The sequence below is a fragment of the Collinsella sp. BA40 genome (assembly GCF_008014645.1).
Lineage (GTDB): Bacteria > Actinomycetota > Coriobacteriia > Coriobacteriales > Coriobacteriaceae > Collinsella.
The window spans coordinates 131,657-147,348 of the sequence record NZ_VOWY01000011.1; the positions used below are offsets into that span (position 1 = coordinate 131,657).

The window sequence follows — 15,692 nt, forward strand, 5'->3', positions numbered from 1 at the left end:
GCATGCGGGCGGGTATGATAGTCCACAGCATTGACGTTGGCGCGCCCTGCGCGCACGAGGTTGGAAGGACGATTATGCCGAACACCGTTTTGCCCGAGCGCGTCGAAGGGGAGCTGGCCGAGCGTTTGAGCCGTGTGCGCTTCGTGTTCACGGATCTTGATGGCACCATGCTGGGGCCGGGCTCGTGCGTCTTGCTCGACAACGAGGGCAACCATAGCCTCGACTTCGTTTCCACCCTGGTAGAGCTCAAGCGCGCCGGCGTCGAGGTGATTCCGTGCTCGGGCCGCAACAGGTCCATGCTGCACGAGGATGTTCGCCTCCTGGGCCTTAACTCCTACATCGGCGAGATGGGCGGCCTGCTCATGCTCGACCACAAGAAGAACGAGTGGGAGTACTTCACCGCCGATATGCCCTACGACCCGGAGTCGGGCTTGACGCCCCACGAGGTCATCGAGCAGACGGGCGTCCTCGACGAGTTCATGGGCCGCTGGCCCGGCATGTTGGAGTTCCATAACGACATGTCGACGGGTTACAAGCATCGCGAGGTCACGGTGGGTATGCGCGGCGAGGTTCCCGACGAGGAAGTGCGCGCCATCATCGACGCCGCCGGCGCGCAGCTGTGCTGGGGCGACAACGGCTACCTCAACTACATCTCGGCTCCTACGACGCTCGAGCTTCCCGAGGGCGTGCGCGGCCGCGCCTTCAACCTGATGCCCGCGGGCCTCGACAAGGGCCGCGCCGTGGCGCGCTTCTGCGAGCTGCGCGGTATCGACCCGGCAGAGACCCTCTCGATCGGCGATGCGTCGTCGGACTTCCTGATGGCGGACGCGACGTCGCTGTTCTTCCTGGTGGAGAACGGTTTGAAGGATCCGCGAGCCGCCGAGTTCCTCGAGACGCATGAGCATGCGTACGTGACGCGCGGCCGTATCCTGGACGGCTGGATCAGCTCCATGCGCACCCTGCTGGCTGCGCGCGCATAAGGTGAACTCGATGGACAGCATGGAAGTGCCGGATATCACGCTCAACGCCATGCCGATCGGCGTGTTCGATTCCGGTTTGGGCGGACTTACGGTTGCGCGGGCGATCGCCCGCGCGCTGCCAAACGAATCGATCTATTACGTTGGCGACACGAAGCGTTGCCCGTACGGCATCAGGACGATGGACGAGGTGCGCTCCTTCACGGCGCAGGCAGGACGCTGGCTGGAAGCCCACGCGGTCAAGATCATGGTGATCGCATGCAACACCGCGACGGCCTCCGCGCTCTCGACGGTGCAGACCATGCTGGATGTGCCCGTGATCGGGGTGATCGCGCCGGGTGCCCGCGCCGCCATCCACAGCACGCGGTCGCGCCGCGTAGGTGTGCTTGCAACCGAGCTCACGGTGGGGTCGGGTGCGTATGCCAAGGCGATCCACGCTCTTGATGCCGGCGTTCAGGTATTTGGTTGCCCGGCGTCGAGTTTCGTCGAGATCGTGGAGCGCGAGCTTGCTACGGGCGCGCACGTGCACGAGACCTGGCTCGAACACGCCGACGTCTTCGATACGCCGGAGATTCGGGCCGAGGTCGCGCGCGTCGTCGAGCCGCTTTCTCGCGAGGAGATCGACACCGTCGTGCTGGGTTGCACGCATTTCCCGCTGCTGGCGGGGCCGATTCGCGCCGCTCTGGGGGATCGGGTGCGCGTGGTGTCGTCGGCGGAGGAGACCACGCTCGAGCTCACCGAAATCCTTCGCCGGCGCGGTCAGCTTGCCATGGACGGCGCCGTGCCCGAACATCGTTTTGCTACGACTTCGGACAACCTGGCGGAGTTCGCGGCGGCGGGCAGCTTCATCTTCGGCCAGCCGCTCAAGAGCATCGAGCATATCTCGCTCGACGAGCTGGACAGCCTGACCATCCGGGCGCGCTGACAACTATAGGGTTTCGATGCGGGCGCGGGTCGCCCGCATCGCTTCTACGTGAAAAGGAATACGTGAATGGATCATATGGAGATTGTTCGCGCAAGCGGCCGTGCCGCCGACCAGATGCGCGCCGTGCGCCTCGAGCGCGATGTCTTGAAGCACGCGCTCGGCTCGTGCGTGGTGGAGTTCGGCGATACGAAGGTGCTGTGCGCCGCAACTATCGAGGACGGCTTGCCCGCATGGCGCCGCGCGAGCCGCTGCGGCTGGGTGACCGCCGAGTACGCGATGCTCCCCGCGTCGACCAATCGCCGCACGAATCGCGAGGTGGGCAAGCGCAAGGGCCGCTCGATGGAAATCGAGCGCCTGATCGGCCGCAGCCTGCGCACCGTGGTGAACCTGCGGGCGCTGGGCGAGTACACGGTGACGGTGGACTGCGACGTGATCCAGGCCGATGGCGGCACGCGCACCGCGTCGATCACCGGTGCCTGGGTGGCGATGCACGATGCGCTCATGGCGTGGGTCGAGGCGGGCAAGATCGCTCGGCTGCCCATTACCGGCCAGGTGGCTGCGGTGTCGATGGGCGTGGTCGATGGCTGCGAGCTGCTCGACCTCGATTATTCGGAGGATTCGAACGCCGAGATCGATATGAACCTGGTGGCGACCGATTCCGGCGAGATCGTGGAGCTGCAGGGTACGGGCGAGCGGACGCCGTTCGATCGCCAGCGCCTGAATCGCCTGCTCGACCTGGGCGACGCGGGCATCGCGAAGCTGGTGGCGCTGCAAAACGAGGTGACGGGTTTTCGCGACTAGCCGGCAGCTGGCATATCGGGACGCGCGGCGTATGGCGCCGCATGAATGAAAGGGGCTCCCATGGCGTTGGAGCATATCGATAGCACGACGCTCGATCCCGCGAACACCATCGTGGTCGCGACGGGCAACATGCACAAGCTCACCGAGATCGAGGCGATCCTGTCGAAGGTGCTACCCGGCACGCGCTTCGTGGCGCTGGGCCAGCTGGGTTCGTTCGATGATCCCGAGGAAACGGGGACGATGTTTTTGGAGAACGCGCTTATCAAGGCCGAGGCCGCGGTTGCCCAGACGGGTTTCACCGCGATCGCCGACGATTCCGGTTTGGTGGTGGATGCGCTGGACGGCGAGCCCGGCGTGTACTCTGCTCGTTATGCGGGCGAGCACGGTAACGATGCCGCCAATAACGAGAAATTGCTGGTAAAGATGGACGGGGTGGCGGACGCCGACCGTACCGCGCGCTTCATGAGCGTGGTCGCCCTGGTGGAGCCCTCGGGTGCGGTTTTGTCCGGAACGGGCGCCTGCGAGGGGGCGATCGGGCACGAGGGGCGCGGCGACCATGGCTTTGGCTACGATCCTCTGTTCCTGCCTGCAGATACGCCCGGCAAGACGATGGCCGAGCTGACCCCCGATGAGAAGAACGCCATCAGCCATCGCTTCTATGCACTGCAGGACCTGGCGGCGCAGCTCGTGGAGCGCGGCGCATGAGGGCGGTCGTCCAGCGCGTGAACAGCGCGAGCGTGACCATCGACGGCGAGGTGGCGGGCAAGATCGGCCGCGGCTACCTGGTGTTGCTGGGCGTAGGCCAGGCCGATACCGAGCTGGAAGCGGATAAGCTATGGGGCAAGCTGCGCGGCCTGCGCATCAACGACGATGCGAACGGGAAGACCAACCTTGCGCTCGCCGACGTTGATGGAGAGGTTTTGGTGGTCTCGCAGTTCACGCTGTATGCCGATTGCAGGCGCGGTCGCAGGCCCTCGTTCACGGCTGCGGGAGCTCCCGATATGGCCAATGCGCTGTACGAGTATTTCGTCTCCCTCGTGAGGGAGGACGTGCCGCATGTGGCGACCGGTCGTTTCGGCGCGGATATGCAGGTTGCCCTGGTGAACGACGGGCCCTTCACCATCGTTTTGGATACCGACGAGCTGTAGGGCGCGCTGCCTGCGCGCCGCTTTCCAAATCAAATATACGCCTGGTCATCGGCGCGGGATCCGCGGTGTAGAGCCGCGCCATCCTGCGTCGATGTGCATTTTATAGGCACGGCTGCTATACTATGTGCGTTTATAGCTATTTTGGGCGTATTTTGCCCTTATGGAGGCCGGTAGATGGAAGAGCTTGAAGTTAACCACGTGGACGATATCCAGGATAAGCTGAAGACCATGGTAGGCGAGCGCGTGCGCGTTCGCGCGAACATGGGGCGCACCCGCGTCGTCGAGCGCATGGGCACGATCAAGACCGTTCATCCCGCGGTGTTCATCGTCGAGGTCGACGAGCGCCGTGGTCGCAAGTCGCGCCAGTCCTATCAGTACGTCGATGTGCTGACGGGCACGGTCGAGCTGTTCGACCCCGAGTCGGGCGAGCATATCTTCGTGCCGCTCGGCAATCAGCTCGAGGAGCATTAATGCCGGCTCAGTTCATTTTGGTGACGGCCCCCGCGAAGGTCAACCTGTATCTGGGCGTGCATCCCGGCAAGGGGGAGGATGGCTACCACCGCGTGGATACCGTCATGAGCACCATCGATTTGTCGGATACGCTCGCCATCGCTCCGTCGGACGAGCTCGTCGTTCGCATGGTGCCCGAGGCGGACTTCCCCATGGAGGAGAACAGCGCGTATAAGGCGGCGGTGGCGATGGGCGAGGCCTTCGACCGCGATCCCGCGTTCACGATCCTCATCGATAAGCACATCCCGGTGCGCGCCGGCCTGGGCGGTCCCTCGACCGACGCCGCGGCCACCATCATGGGTATCTGCCATTACTGGGGCATCGACCCCACCGATCCCCGCATCGACGCGGTGGCGCGTTCCATCGGGGCCGACGTGGCGTTCTTCCTCTATGGGCCGCCGGCGTACCTGTCGGGCCGCGGCGATGTCATGGAGGAGCTGTACCGGCCGCTGACGGGTACGGCCGTGGCGCTGGTCAAGCCCAAGACAGGTGGCGTGAGCGCGGCTGACGCCTACCGCGTGTTCGATGAGGCGCCCCTCGAGCCCGCTCCCCTCGAGCCGATGCTCGAGGCGATGCGCGATCATCGTGAAACGGACATCTTCGCACAGGTGGCGAACAATCTCGCCCCCGCCGCGTGCGCGCTTTCGCCCGAGATCTCCGATGTCCTTGCATGGATTCGCCAGCAGCCCGACGTGCGCGTCGCCGAGGTGGCCGGTTCGGGGTCGTGCGTTTTCGCCGTATGCAACACGCAGATGGCGGCCGAGCGCATCGCGCTCGCGGCGCTCAACGACCATCACTGGTGGGCCCAGGCGGCAAAGATGGAAAAATCTGGACCATTTATTGCAGTCGGCTAGCTTTTTCCAAATTTGTCTGTTACTATAATCGAGCTAACGGGTTGTGGCTCAGTTTGGTAGAGCACTGCGTTCGGGACGCAGGGGTCGCTGGTTCAAATCCAGTCAACCCGACCATTGCATTGAAGAAGCCAGGGTTTTCACCCTGGCTTTTTTCATGCGGCGTGCGGACCAGGGGCTCGTCTCCACAATCTGCACATCGAGCGGATGCCGATCAGGGCCGGAGGCCTGTGGAATAGCGAACGTCTTTGCTGTTCCTGTTGAGCAGGTACCTTAAAGTCTTTACCGAGCGTTAACGTTCGTGGTGTCCTCGCGTGCTTGCTATGGCGGTGTTGTCATGATTGCAGGGTGCGCGGTATACTCAACCGAGCTGTACAAGGCACGGCCTACAAGGGCCGGATCGCGCATTCGCGGTGATACGTCGATGCGGATCGCATCGACTTTACTAGTTGGAGGAAGTAACATGCGACTTGGTCCTATGGAGCTCGTAGTCATCCTGGTTGTGGTCCTGCTTATCTTCGGACCCAAGAACCTTCCGAAGCTCGGCAAGGCCTTCGGCTCCACCGTGAAGAATATTCGCGAGGGTATGGAGGGCGACGACAAGACCGAGCAGGTCGAGTCCGAGACCGTGGTCGACGAGGATGCCGACGACGCCGAGATTCGCGAGCTCGAGGCCAAGCTCGCCGAGGCCAAGGCCAAGAAAGAGGACGCAGCTCAGCACGCTGAGTAGCCTCTCTCAACAAGGGAGAGCAGCGACCGGCTTTCCCGCGAGGGGTGCCGGTCGCTTTTGCTGTTTGAAAACAGGGAGCATAGACGGAGCAAGGAGTTTCCTAAATGGACGCTAGCCAGATCGTACTGACCGCAGAGGGCCGCAAGAAGCTCATGGAGGAGCTCGAGTGGCGCGAGGGCGAAAAGAGCCGCGAGATCGTCGAGCATATCAAGGAGGCCCGCGCGTTCGGCGACCTTTCCGAGAACGCCGAGTACGATGCCGCCAAGGAGGAGCAGGCTAAGAACGCCGCCCGCATCGCCGAGATCCAGGCCATCCTCGCCAACGCGAAGGACGCCGAGAGCGGCGAGTACGGCCTGACCGTTTCCATCGGCTGCACCGTCTCGCTGGTCGACGGCGACGGCGTCGCAACCGAGGTCACCCTCGTCGGCACCACTGAGACCAACTCCCTCGAGCACAAGATCTCCAACGAGTCCCCCGTGGGCCGCGCCATCATCGGCCACGCCGAGGGCGAGACCGTCGAGATGATCACCCCGTCGGGCAAGCGTCGCGTCTACACCATCACCAAGATCTCGCGCTAGGGTTCGCTCTAGAATCCTAGCGCTTATCCGCTCCTCAAGGCCGGCAACGGTCTTGGGGGGCGGTTTTCGTTTACGTCTTGCGGCGCGCATGGAAACCGGTCGCGCGCCGCGTGTATGAAGAGGGGAAACCATGGCCGAGAACACCACGACCGCGGCGGCCGAGACCGAGGCCGCCAACATCCTGAACGACGAGCGCGCCCGTCGTCTTGCCGACCGCGCCTCGCTGTACGCTGCCGGCAAGAATCCGTATCCCGAGCATTCGGACGTGACCGACCACGCTGCCGACCTGCTTGAGCGCTACGCCGGCCTCGCCAACGAGGAAGAGGGCTCCGAGACCGTGACCGTGGGCGGCCGTATCGTGGCCAAGCGCGGCCAGGGTAAGATCATGTTCCTCGTCCTGCGCGATCCCTCCGCCGACATCCAGCTGTTCTGCCGCGTCAACGACGTGGAGGAAGCCTCCTGGGAGGTTCTGAAGTCGCTCGACCTCGGTGACATCGTCCAGGCGACCGGCGTCGTCGTGCGCACCAAGCGCGGCGAGCTCTCCGTGGCGCCCCGCACCGCGCGCCTGCTTTCCAAGGCCGTGCGCCCGCTGCCCGAGAAGTTCCACGGTCTGTCCGACAAGGAGACCCGTTACCGCCAGCGCTACGTAGACCTCATCGTGAACGAGGATGTCCGCGAGACCTTCCGCAAGCGCTCCCTGATCATCTCGACCTTCCGCCGCTTCATGGAGGACGACGGCTACATGGAGGTCGAGACGCCCATCCTGCAGTCCATCCAGGGCGGCGCGACGGCCAAGCCCTTCATCACGCACTTCAACGCGCTCAACCAGGAGAACTACCTGCGTATCGCCACCGAGCTGCACCTTAAGCGCCTGCTGGTGGGCGGCTACGAGAAGGTGTTCGAGATCGGCCGCATCTTCCGTAACGAGGGCATGGACCTCACCCATAACCCCGAGTTCACCACCATGGAAGCCTATCGCGCCTACTCCGACCTCGACGGCATGAAGGAGCTCGCCGAGGGCGTCATCAAGGCTGCCGCGCGCGCCATCGGTCTGGAGGGCGTCATCGACTACCAGGGCCAGGCCATCGACCTGTTCTCGCCCTGGCCGAGCCGCCCCATGACCGACGTCGTCTCCGAGGTCCTGGGTCGCGAGATCACGCTCGACACGCCCATCGAGGAACTGCGCGCCGCCTGCGCCGAGCACGATATCGAGTATAAGGACGAGTGGACCGCCGGCAAGCTGGTCGCCGAGCTCTTCGACGAGCTGGGCGAGGCCATCCTCATCAACCCAACCTTCGTCGTCGACTACCCGGTCGAGGTCTCTCCGCTTGCGAAGCGCCACGAGGACGACCCGCGCCTCACGCACCGCTTCGAGCTGTTCATCGCGGCGCACGAGTACGCGAACGCGTTCTCCGAGTTGAACGACCCCGTCGATCAGGCCGAGCGCTTCGCCGCCCAGATGGAGGAGAAGGCTTCCGGCGATGACGAGGCCATGGAGTACGACGAGGATTACGTGCGCGCGCTCGAGTACGGCATGCCTCCCGCGGGCGGCATCGGCATCGGCATCGACCGCGTCGTCATGCTGCTCACTAACTCCACGTCCATCCGCGACGTCCTGCTGTTCCCGCACATGAAGCCCGAGAAGGGCTCCAAGTCCGGCGCCGCTGCCGCCAAGGCCGCCCAGATGGCCGAGGCCGGTGTGTCCGCGAGCCCGTTCCTCGTGCCCGCGAAGCCCACGAACGATTACTCCAAGGTTGTCATCGAGCCGTTGTTCGAGGACTTCGTCGATTTCGAGACCTTCGCCAAGAGCGACTTCCGCGCCGTGAAGGTCAAGGACTGCGTCGCCGTTCCCAAGTCCAAGAAGCTGCTGAGCTTCACGCTGGATGACGGTTCGGGCACCGATCGCGTGATCCTCTCCGGCATCCACGATTATTACGAGCCCGAGGATCTTATCGGCAAGACCCTCATCGCCATCACCAATCTGCCTCCGCGCAAGATGATGGGCATCCCCAGCTGCGGCATGATCATCTCCGCCGTGCACGCCGAGGCCGAGGGCGACGAGACGCCCGAGCGCCTGAACGTGCTGATCGTGGACGATTCCATCCCGGCCGGTGCCAAGCTGTACTAGGCCTCTTCGGGTTCCCGCGCCCGTCGATCGCCCCTTGCGCACAGCGCGTTTGGCGCGCGGTCCGTTCGCTCGCGGCATTCGTTGCCGCCTGGAACGCCCTGGGCGGGGGATACCCTGCGTTCGGGTTCAACCGTCTGGCATCTGGCGGCATCTCTCTTTCGCCCGTATCCGGGGCACCTGGGAACATGTGGTTCCGGGTGCCCCGGTTTTTTCATGCGCCGTGATAGTCCCTGGTTCTTTGCGCGTATGCCCCGGGACCGCTTAACGACTCCGGAGCGGTTCCGGGACATACGCATGAATCCCGCGGAGCGAGACGGGGCGATCAGCGCGCGGAGCCCCCTGCCGTTCGCGGCGCCCCAGCTACCCTTCACCGTGTAAAAGGCGCAGTACCTTACGAACAAAGGCGATGTGTGGAAAGTCAACCTACAACAACACTAGGGATACGTATACTCGTGCGCACATAATGCGCGTTGTGTCTGACTGCCGATATACGTTCGAAGGAACACCCATGACAACCAATCATCATGGTGCGGGTTTCGACCCCTTTCACACATCGTCCGTCTCGAGCTTCCCGTGCGTCGCGCGTTGCGCGCACGGCTCGGCGCTCGCGGTCGCAGCCGTGCTGGCCGCATCGCTCGCAGCGCCGGTAGCGCTTCAGCCCGCCATGGCGTTCGCGCAGGCGGCTGAATCCGCCGCCGCGCAGCAGGCCGGGGCGCGTCCCGACGACCTGATGGCCGCCCTTGCTCCCTATGACGAGCAGATCCGCCAGGCGGGTAGCGCGAAAGACCTGGCGGCCGCAGCGGCCGACGGCACGCTTCCGGCTGCAACCGAGCTGCTCGTCTTGCAGCGCGAACTGGTGGCGCGGGCCGGCGGCACGAAGCTCTGGGAGTATGCGGCTACGTCGCGCTCGCATAACGAGTTCGTCTCATGGCTGCTCAACGACCACGCCGCCTTGCGCCACTACATCACGGGCGGTGCCGTGTGGGCCAACCCCAAGACGGGTCCGACGGCCGATGACTATCTAAAATCCCTTGATACGCTGCGGCGAATCCGCGAGGTGCACGGCGACGACCTGAAGGCCGCCGACGGCGATGTCTACCTGCGCATGATGATCTCGGCGTCGATGGACGTCTCCGATCGGGTGCGCCTTTGGACGGGAGATCCCGGCTTCGTGTCGAAGCCGTTGGTGCGCTACGAGACCATCAAGACCTTCCGGTCCGACCCGAGGTATCGGTTCCAGAAGGAGCTGTTCGATGCGCTGTCCGTGGAGAACATGCGCTATGTCTTCGAAAACCAGATCACCGATGCCGAGCTGCCGTGGCTGGCGAACTACTCGCTGAGTCGTCATCCGGATGCCGACAAGGAGGGCAAGCGCCTGGATGCGTATTCCTATATCTGGTACGGCGGCGTGGATAACGGCTTCACGAAAGACGGCGGATATAGCGATCCGCGCTTCTACGACGACGCGCTCTTCAGCGGTCCGGTGACCGAGGTCAAGCCCTCGGACGGACCCGGTAAGGAGCCGAAGAGGTGGGAGGGCGGTTGGAAGCAGAAGTATGGCCTGGTATATGATGATGCCAACTTCCCCAACGCCAAGCCGGGGGACCCCTTCCACATCGGATGCGGGGATGTTTCGACCGCACCGGGGGCGACGACGGCCAAGACCGCGTACCATCGCCTGTGGATGGTGTTCGAGAAGGGCGGCGTGTGCGGCGCCCTGGCGAAGACCTTTGCGAACCTCAACGGCATGGTGGGCGTTCCCTCGTACGTGATGGGGCAGCCCGGCCACGCGGCGACGGCGACCTACGAGCTGCGCCAGGACAAGGCGACCGGCAAGAAGGTGGCTACCTATCGCATCCAAAACGCGGTCACGGGGTGGTCGAAGAGCAAGAGCCCCAGCGTGGCGCACTGGCTGTGCGGATGGGGAAGGGATGCCGGCTCCGAGTTCGCCGCGCCCTATACGCTCTACGCGCAAAGCGCCCTGAACGAAACGGAGGCGTACCAGCGCAGCTATCTCGCGCGCCTTGTGGCCGAAAGCTATCAGGAGGATGCGGCGAAGCGCGAGGCCGTCGACGCCGCCCTGGCGGCCCAGCCGTCCAACTACGATGCCATCAGGGCGAAGGCCGACCTGCTCGAGCGCATGAACGCATCGGCGGATGAATGGCTGGCGCTGGCGAAGCACATCGCAGCCGAGCTCGCGTACCATCCGTTGCCCTTGCACGACCTGCTGACATCGATCGCGTCGAAGCCCGGGGCGGCCGGTCAAAAGCAGGCGATCGAACAGGTGCGTATCGATGCGCTCACCAAGGCGTCGAAGGCCGACGACGCGCAGACGATCAACGCCAAGGATTGTCGCGACACCGCGGCGGACCTGCTGAAGAAGCAGGGCGTGTAGACGTCTAGATCGTATAGCGCTACGGAGCCTCGGCATATGTGGTAGCCGCTCCCTGCCTTCTGAATGCAGCTTGCATATTCGTACGGGTTAGTTTGCGCAAACTCTGGGAAAATAGAAGGGTATGCAAGTATTCGTCCGGAAGCGCCAAGGAGGCACCATGGAGTACAAGATCACCGGGTACGAGCCCGCCAAGCTGTTCCACTATTTCGAGGAGATCAGCGCGATCCCGCGCGAGTCGGGCAACGAGAAGGGCATCAGCGATTACCTGGTGGCGTTTGCCAAGGAGCACGGCCTGTGGTTCTACCAGGATGACGTGTACAACGTGATCATCAAGAAGGCGGCTTCGGCTGGTGCCGAGGCCGCCCCTGCCGTGATGCTGCAGGGTCATATCGACATGGTCTGCGACAAGCTGGGAACGGTCGAGCACGACTTCACCAAGGACGGTATCGACCTGGTCGTGAAGGACGGCGTCCTCACGGCCAACGGTACCACCCTGGGCGCCGACAACGGCATCGCCGTGGCCCTCATGCTCACCGTGCTCGACGACGATACCCTGGCCCACCCGGCCCTCGAGTGCGTCTTCACCACGGACGAGGAGTCCGGCCTGGTGGGCGCCGAGACGCTCGATAAGTCGCAGATCGACGCGCGCATCATGATCAACCTCGATTCCGAGGAGGAGGGCGTGGCTACCGTGAGCTGCGCCGGCGGCGTCGTCGTCACCTACACGCGCCCCGCCACGCGCGAGCACAAGTCGGGCAGTCTGCTCACGCTCGAGATCTCGGGCCTGTTGGGCGGCCACTCCGGCGCCGACATCCACCTCGAGCGCGGCAACGGCAACCTCATCATGGCCCGCATCGTCGAGCGCCTCATGCTCGCCGGCGAGCCCGCCCTCGTGAGCTTCAACGGCGGTACCAAGGACAACGCCATCAACCGCGAGTGCAAGGCCGAGCTGGTCTACGCCGACCACGCCGCCGCCGAGGCCGGCGCCGAGCTGGCCCGCGACATCGCTGCGAAGGTGGCCGTCGAGCTCGAGACCTATGACCCCGGCTTCACCTGCGACGTCGCCGTTGCGGACGACGCCGAGGTCGAGGCCATCGACCAGGACACCGCCCTGGCCTTCGTTCGCGCCATCCGCCTGGCCCCCAACGGCGTGATGCGCCGCAACCTCGCAGCCGACGGCGCCGTGGACGTATCCTCCAACATCGGCGTGGTCGCCACGTCCGCCGACGAGGTCAAGATCCTGCTGTCGCCCCGTTCCTCCATCACCTCGCTGCAGGAGGAGTTCAAGGACCGCCTGCAGACGCTCGCCGACGTGCTGGGCTTCGATGCCAAGTTCGAGTTCGAGTACCCCGGCTGGAGCTATGCCGAGCACTCTCCCGTGCGCGACGTCTTCGTGGATACGTATCGCGAGCTGTTCGATAGCGAGCTGCGCATCGAGTCCATCCATGCCGGTCTCGAGTGCGGCCTGTTCGCCGAGGCCCTCGACGGCCTGGACGCTATCGCCGTGGGCCCCACGCTCAAGGACGTCCATACGCCGGACGAGTCCATGGAGCTGGCTTCCTCCGAGCGTTTCTACCAGCTGCTCGTGGCCGTGCTGAAGCGTCTGGCTTCCTAATTCCCACTCGATATCGAACAGGGTCGCCACGGTGCCGCCGTGTCGCCTGTCGGGCACCCCGTGGCTTTCGGGCCGCGGGGTGCCCGCGTATCGGATGCGTTCATTGAGTTCCAACGTTTTGCCGCCATCGGGTATCATAAAAACCTTAACGGGGTAAAGAAGAACACTAGCCACTAGAGCTCGCACGTTAGAGGTACCTGCATGCTTGATAGATTCACCGATCGCGCGCGCCGCGTCATGTCGCTTGCCAAGGAGGAGGCGCTCGCCCTTTCGTCATCGAAGGTCGGCACCGAGCACCTGCTGCTCGCCCTCGCCAAAGAGGAGGAGGGCATCGCCGCGGAGGCCTTGCGCGACCTCGAGATCGCGTACGACGATATCCTCGCCACCATGAAGGAGATGGCCACCACCGTTCCCGCCGAGGCGACGGATCCGGCTGCAAAGTCCGAGGGGCAGCCCGCATCGGAGGGTGAGAACGCCGAGGCCGCGCGCCTGGCGTTCACCCCGGCCGTCATCGCGGTGATGGAGAAGAGCTTCCGCCTGGCGCGCGAGAACAACCAGACCTACGTTTCGACCGAACACCTGCTGCTCGCCATCGTCGCTCAAGCCGATTGCAAGGCCATGGAGGTCCTGCAGCGCCTGGGCGTCTCCGCGGCGAGCGTACGCGGCGCCGTCGAGAAGCTCACGGCGAAGGATCCGGGCAAGAACCGCCCGCTCGCCGGCTCGGCCTCGGGCAGGCCCGGAAGCGGCCTGCCGTTCTTCTCGGGCGAGGCCGGCCAGGGGCAGGGCCAGTCCGAGAGCACCCTCAAGCAGTTCGGCGCCGACCTGACCGAAGAGGCGCGGGCCGGCAAGCTCGATCCGGTCATCGGCCGCGAGAAGGAGATTTCCCGCATGATGGAGATCCTGTCTCGCCGCACCAAGAATAACCCGCTCATCCTCGGCGACCCCGGCGTTGGCAAGACCGCCATCGTGGAGGGGCTCGCGCAGGAGATCGCCGCCGGCAACGTGCCCGAGAACCTGATGGGGCAGCATGTGTGGACGCTGGATCTTCCCGGCCTGGTCGCGGGGGCGAAGTACCGCGGCGAGTTCGAGGAGCGCCTGAAGAACGTGATACGCGAGGCCACCGAGGCCGATGACATCATCCTGTTCATCGACGAGATGCACACGCTCATCGGCGCCGGTTCCGCCGAGGGCTCGATCGACGCGAGCTCGATGCTCAAGCCGGTGCTGGCGCGTGGCGCGTTCCAGATCATCGGTGCCACCACGGCCGAGGAGTTCCGCAAGCACTTGCAGAAGGACCCTGCGTTCGAGCGCCGCTTCCAGGCGATCGACGTCGAGGAGCCCAGCGTCGAGGACACCGTGAAGATCCTCGAGGCGCTGTGCCCGCGCTATGCCGAGCACCATCACGTGACGTACACGCCGGCCGCCATCGAAGCCGCCGCGCGTCTTTCGAGCCGCTATATCCAGGATCGCTTCCTGCCCGATAAGGCCATCGACCTCATGGACGAGGCGGGCGCTCGCGCCCGTATCGCGGCCAATCGCGCGCCGCAGGCGGTGCGCGACGCCGAGGCGCGGTTGTCCGAGCTGCAGGATGCCGTGGCAGAGGCCACGGCCAGCGACGACATGAACCGTGCCGCCGAGCTCAAGCAGGACGAGGCACAGGCCGAGACCGCGCTGGCGCAGGCCCGCGACGCCTGGACCGCCGAGCTCGATGCCCGTCCGCTCGTCATCGACGTGCCGCAGATCGCCGATATCGTCTCGGCGGCTTCGGGTGTGCCCGTCTCCTCGCTTACCGAGGACGAAAGCCGCAGGCTGCTGGCGTGCGAGGAGGCGCTCAAGACGCGCATCATCGGCCAGGACGATGCCGTGGCCGCCGTGGCCAAGGCGATTCGCCGCAGCCGCTCCCCCCTCAAGGACCCGCGTCGTCCGGGCGGCTCGTTCATCTTCCTGGGTCCCACCGGCACCGGCAAGACCGAGCTCGCCAAGACACTCGCCGAGTATCTGTTCGGCAGCAAGGATGCGTTGATCAGCTTCGACATGTCCGAGTTCGCCAGCGAGTACGAGGTTTCCAAGCTCATCGGCTCGCCTCCGGGATACGTGGGGCACGACGAGGGCGGCCAGCTCACCAAGGCCGTGCGCCGGCATCCGTATTCGGTGGTGCTGTTCGATGAGATCGAGAAGGCGCACCCCGACATCTTCAATATCCTGCTGCAGGTGCTCGACGAGGGCCGTCTGACCGATGGCCAGGGCAAGACCGTCGACTTCCGCAACACCGTGGTGATCATGACTTCCAACGTGGGCGCTCGCGAGATCGCTCAGGACGCATCGGTGGGCTTCGGTACCACGGGCGAGTCGGGCCTCACCGCCGACGAGATCCGCACGCGCGCGATGGGCGAGCTCAAGCGCCTGTTCCGCCCCGAGTTCCTGAACCGCATCGACGATATCGTGGTGTTCAAGAAGCTGGTGGGCGCGCCGCTTACCAAGATCGCCGGGCTGCTCGTGGACGACCTGCGCCAACGGCTCATCGCCAACGGCATGAACATCGTCCTCACCGATGCCGCCATCGACAAGATCGTGGCCGAGGGCACCGATCTTAGCAACGGCGCCCGTCCGCTGCGCCGCGCTATTCAGCGCCTGATCGAGGACCCGCTGTCCGAGGAGCTGTTGGCGGGCGAGTGGCACGAGGGCGACACCGTCCTGTGCGACGTGGAGGACGGCTCCTTCGTCTTCACCCATGGCGTCGGCGAGATCCCCGCTCCGCGCGCCGCGGGCGAGCTCGGTGCCGGATTCGCCGCGGCCCCGCGCAGCGCCGGCGCGGCCCCGAGCGGCCGCGGCCTGGGTGCGGGCGGCGGCCAGCTCGGGGCGGCCGCACGCGGCTAGCCGCTGCGGCTGCCCTGCGCTGCCGGCGACAGGGGCGCTGTTTTGGAATCAAAGATGAGTCCAAAAGGGTGCGATGCGCGCGTTGCGCATCGCACCCTTTAATATGAGTTGAACATTGTCAAGAGGCAAAACCGGCCCGGCCGTCCGCGGAGCTACC

The 15,692-nt window shown here is 64.9% G+C and carries 13 protein-coding genes and 1 tRNA gene; all 14 read left to right on the top strand.

What is annotated here, in order from left to right; genetic code table 11:
- Positions 1 to 74 precede the first annotated feature (74 nt).
- Positions 75 to 980 (top strand): HAD family hydrolase, encoded by a 906-nt coding sequence (locus E4J93_RS05705; RefSeq protein ID WP_147588499.1) that lies wholly within the window; start codon positions 75 to 77, stop codon positions 978 to 980.
- 10 nt (positions 981 to 990) lie between these two features.
- Positions 991 to 1,902 (top strand): glutamate racemase, encoded by a 912-nt coding sequence (gene murI / locus E4J93_RS05710; RefSeq protein WP_147588500.1) that lies wholly within the window; start codon positions 991 to 993, stop codon positions 1,900 to 1,902.
- A gap of 66 nt (positions 1,903 to 1,968) precedes the next feature.
- Positions 1,969 to 2,703, top strand: a complete 735-nt coding sequence (rph, locus tag E4J93_RS05715) for a ribonuclease PH (protein ID WP_147588501.1) — start codon at positions 1,969 to 1,971, stop codon at positions 2,701 to 2,703.
- A gap of 60 nt (positions 2,704 to 2,763) precedes the next feature.
- On the top strand, positions 2,764 to 3,408 hold the full coding sequence (rdgB, locus tag E4J93_RS05720; RefSeq protein ID WP_147588502.1) for an RdgB/HAM1 family non-canonical purine NTP pyrophosphatase: 645 nt from the start codon (positions 2,764 to 2,766) through the stop codon (positions 3,406 to 3,408).
- On the top strand, positions 3,405 to 3,851 hold the full coding sequence (gene dtd, locus E4J93_RS05725; RefSeq protein WP_147588503.1) for a D-aminoacyl-tRNA deacylase: 447 nt from the start codon (positions 3,405 to 3,407) through the stop codon (positions 3,849 to 3,851). Before rdgB ends, dtd begins: the two co-directional genes overlap by 4 nt.
- 174 nt (positions 3,852 to 4,025) lie before the next feature.
- Complete coding sequence (locus E4J93_RS05730) at positions 4,026 to 4,322, top strand: Veg family protein (protein ID WP_147588504.1); 297 nt, start codon at positions 4,026 to 4,028, stop codon at positions 4,320 to 4,322.
- Positions 4,322 to 5,215, top strand: coding sequence for a 4-(cytidine 5'-diphospho)-2-C-methyl-D-erythritol kinase (ispE, locus tag E4J93_RS05735; protein WP_147588505.1), 894 nt, complete (start codon positions 4,322 to 4,324; stop codon positions 5,213 to 5,215). Before E4J93_RS05730 ends, ispE begins: the two co-directional genes overlap by 1 nt.
- A 37-nt stretch (positions 5,216 to 5,252) precedes the next feature.
- A tRNA-Pro gene (locus tag E4J93_RS05740) sits at positions 5,253 to 5,329 on the top strand.
- A gap of 346 nt (positions 5,330 to 5,675) precedes the next feature.
- A complete protein-coding gene (tatA, locus tag E4J93_RS05745) occupies positions 5,676 to 5,942 on the top strand; it encodes a twin-arginine translocase TatA/TatE family subunit (protein ID WP_147588506.1) in 267 nt (88 codons plus the stop codon).
- Between the two features lie 104 nt (positions 5,943 to 6,046).
- The gene (gene greA, locus E4J93_RS05750) at positions 6,047 to 6,520 is read left to right on the top strand and encodes a transcription elongation factor GreA (RefSeq protein WP_147588507.1); all 474 of its coding nucleotides are present in this window, start codon (positions 6,047 to 6,049) and stop codon (positions 6,518 to 6,520) included.
- Between the two features lie 130 nt (positions 6,521 to 6,650).
- Entirely contained in the window at positions 6,651 to 8,648 is a 1,998-nt protein-coding gene (lysS, locus tag E4J93_RS05755) for a lysine--tRNA ligase (RefSeq protein ID WP_147588508.1), read from the top strand.
- 508 nt (positions 8,649 to 9,156) lie between these two features.
- Positions 9,157 to 11,043, top strand: a complete 1,887-nt coding sequence (locus E4J93_RS05760; protein WP_147588509.1) for a hypothetical protein — start codon at positions 9,157 to 9,159, stop codon at positions 11,041 to 11,043.
- Positions 11,044 to 11,200: 157 nt separating this feature from the next.
- Complete coding sequence (locus E4J93_RS05765) at positions 11,201 to 12,658, top strand: aminoacyl-histidine dipeptidase (RefSeq protein WP_147588510.1); 1,458 nt, start codon at positions 11,201 to 11,203, stop codon at positions 12,656 to 12,658.
- 201 nt (positions 12,659 to 12,859) lie between these two features.
- Positions 12,860 to 15,535, top strand: a complete 2,676-nt coding sequence (locus E4J93_RS05770; RefSeq protein WP_147588511.1) for an ATP-dependent Clp protease ATP-binding subunit — start codon at positions 12,860 to 12,862, stop codon at positions 15,533 to 15,535.
- The last annotated feature ends 157 nt before the right edge of the window (positions 15,536 to 15,692 follow it).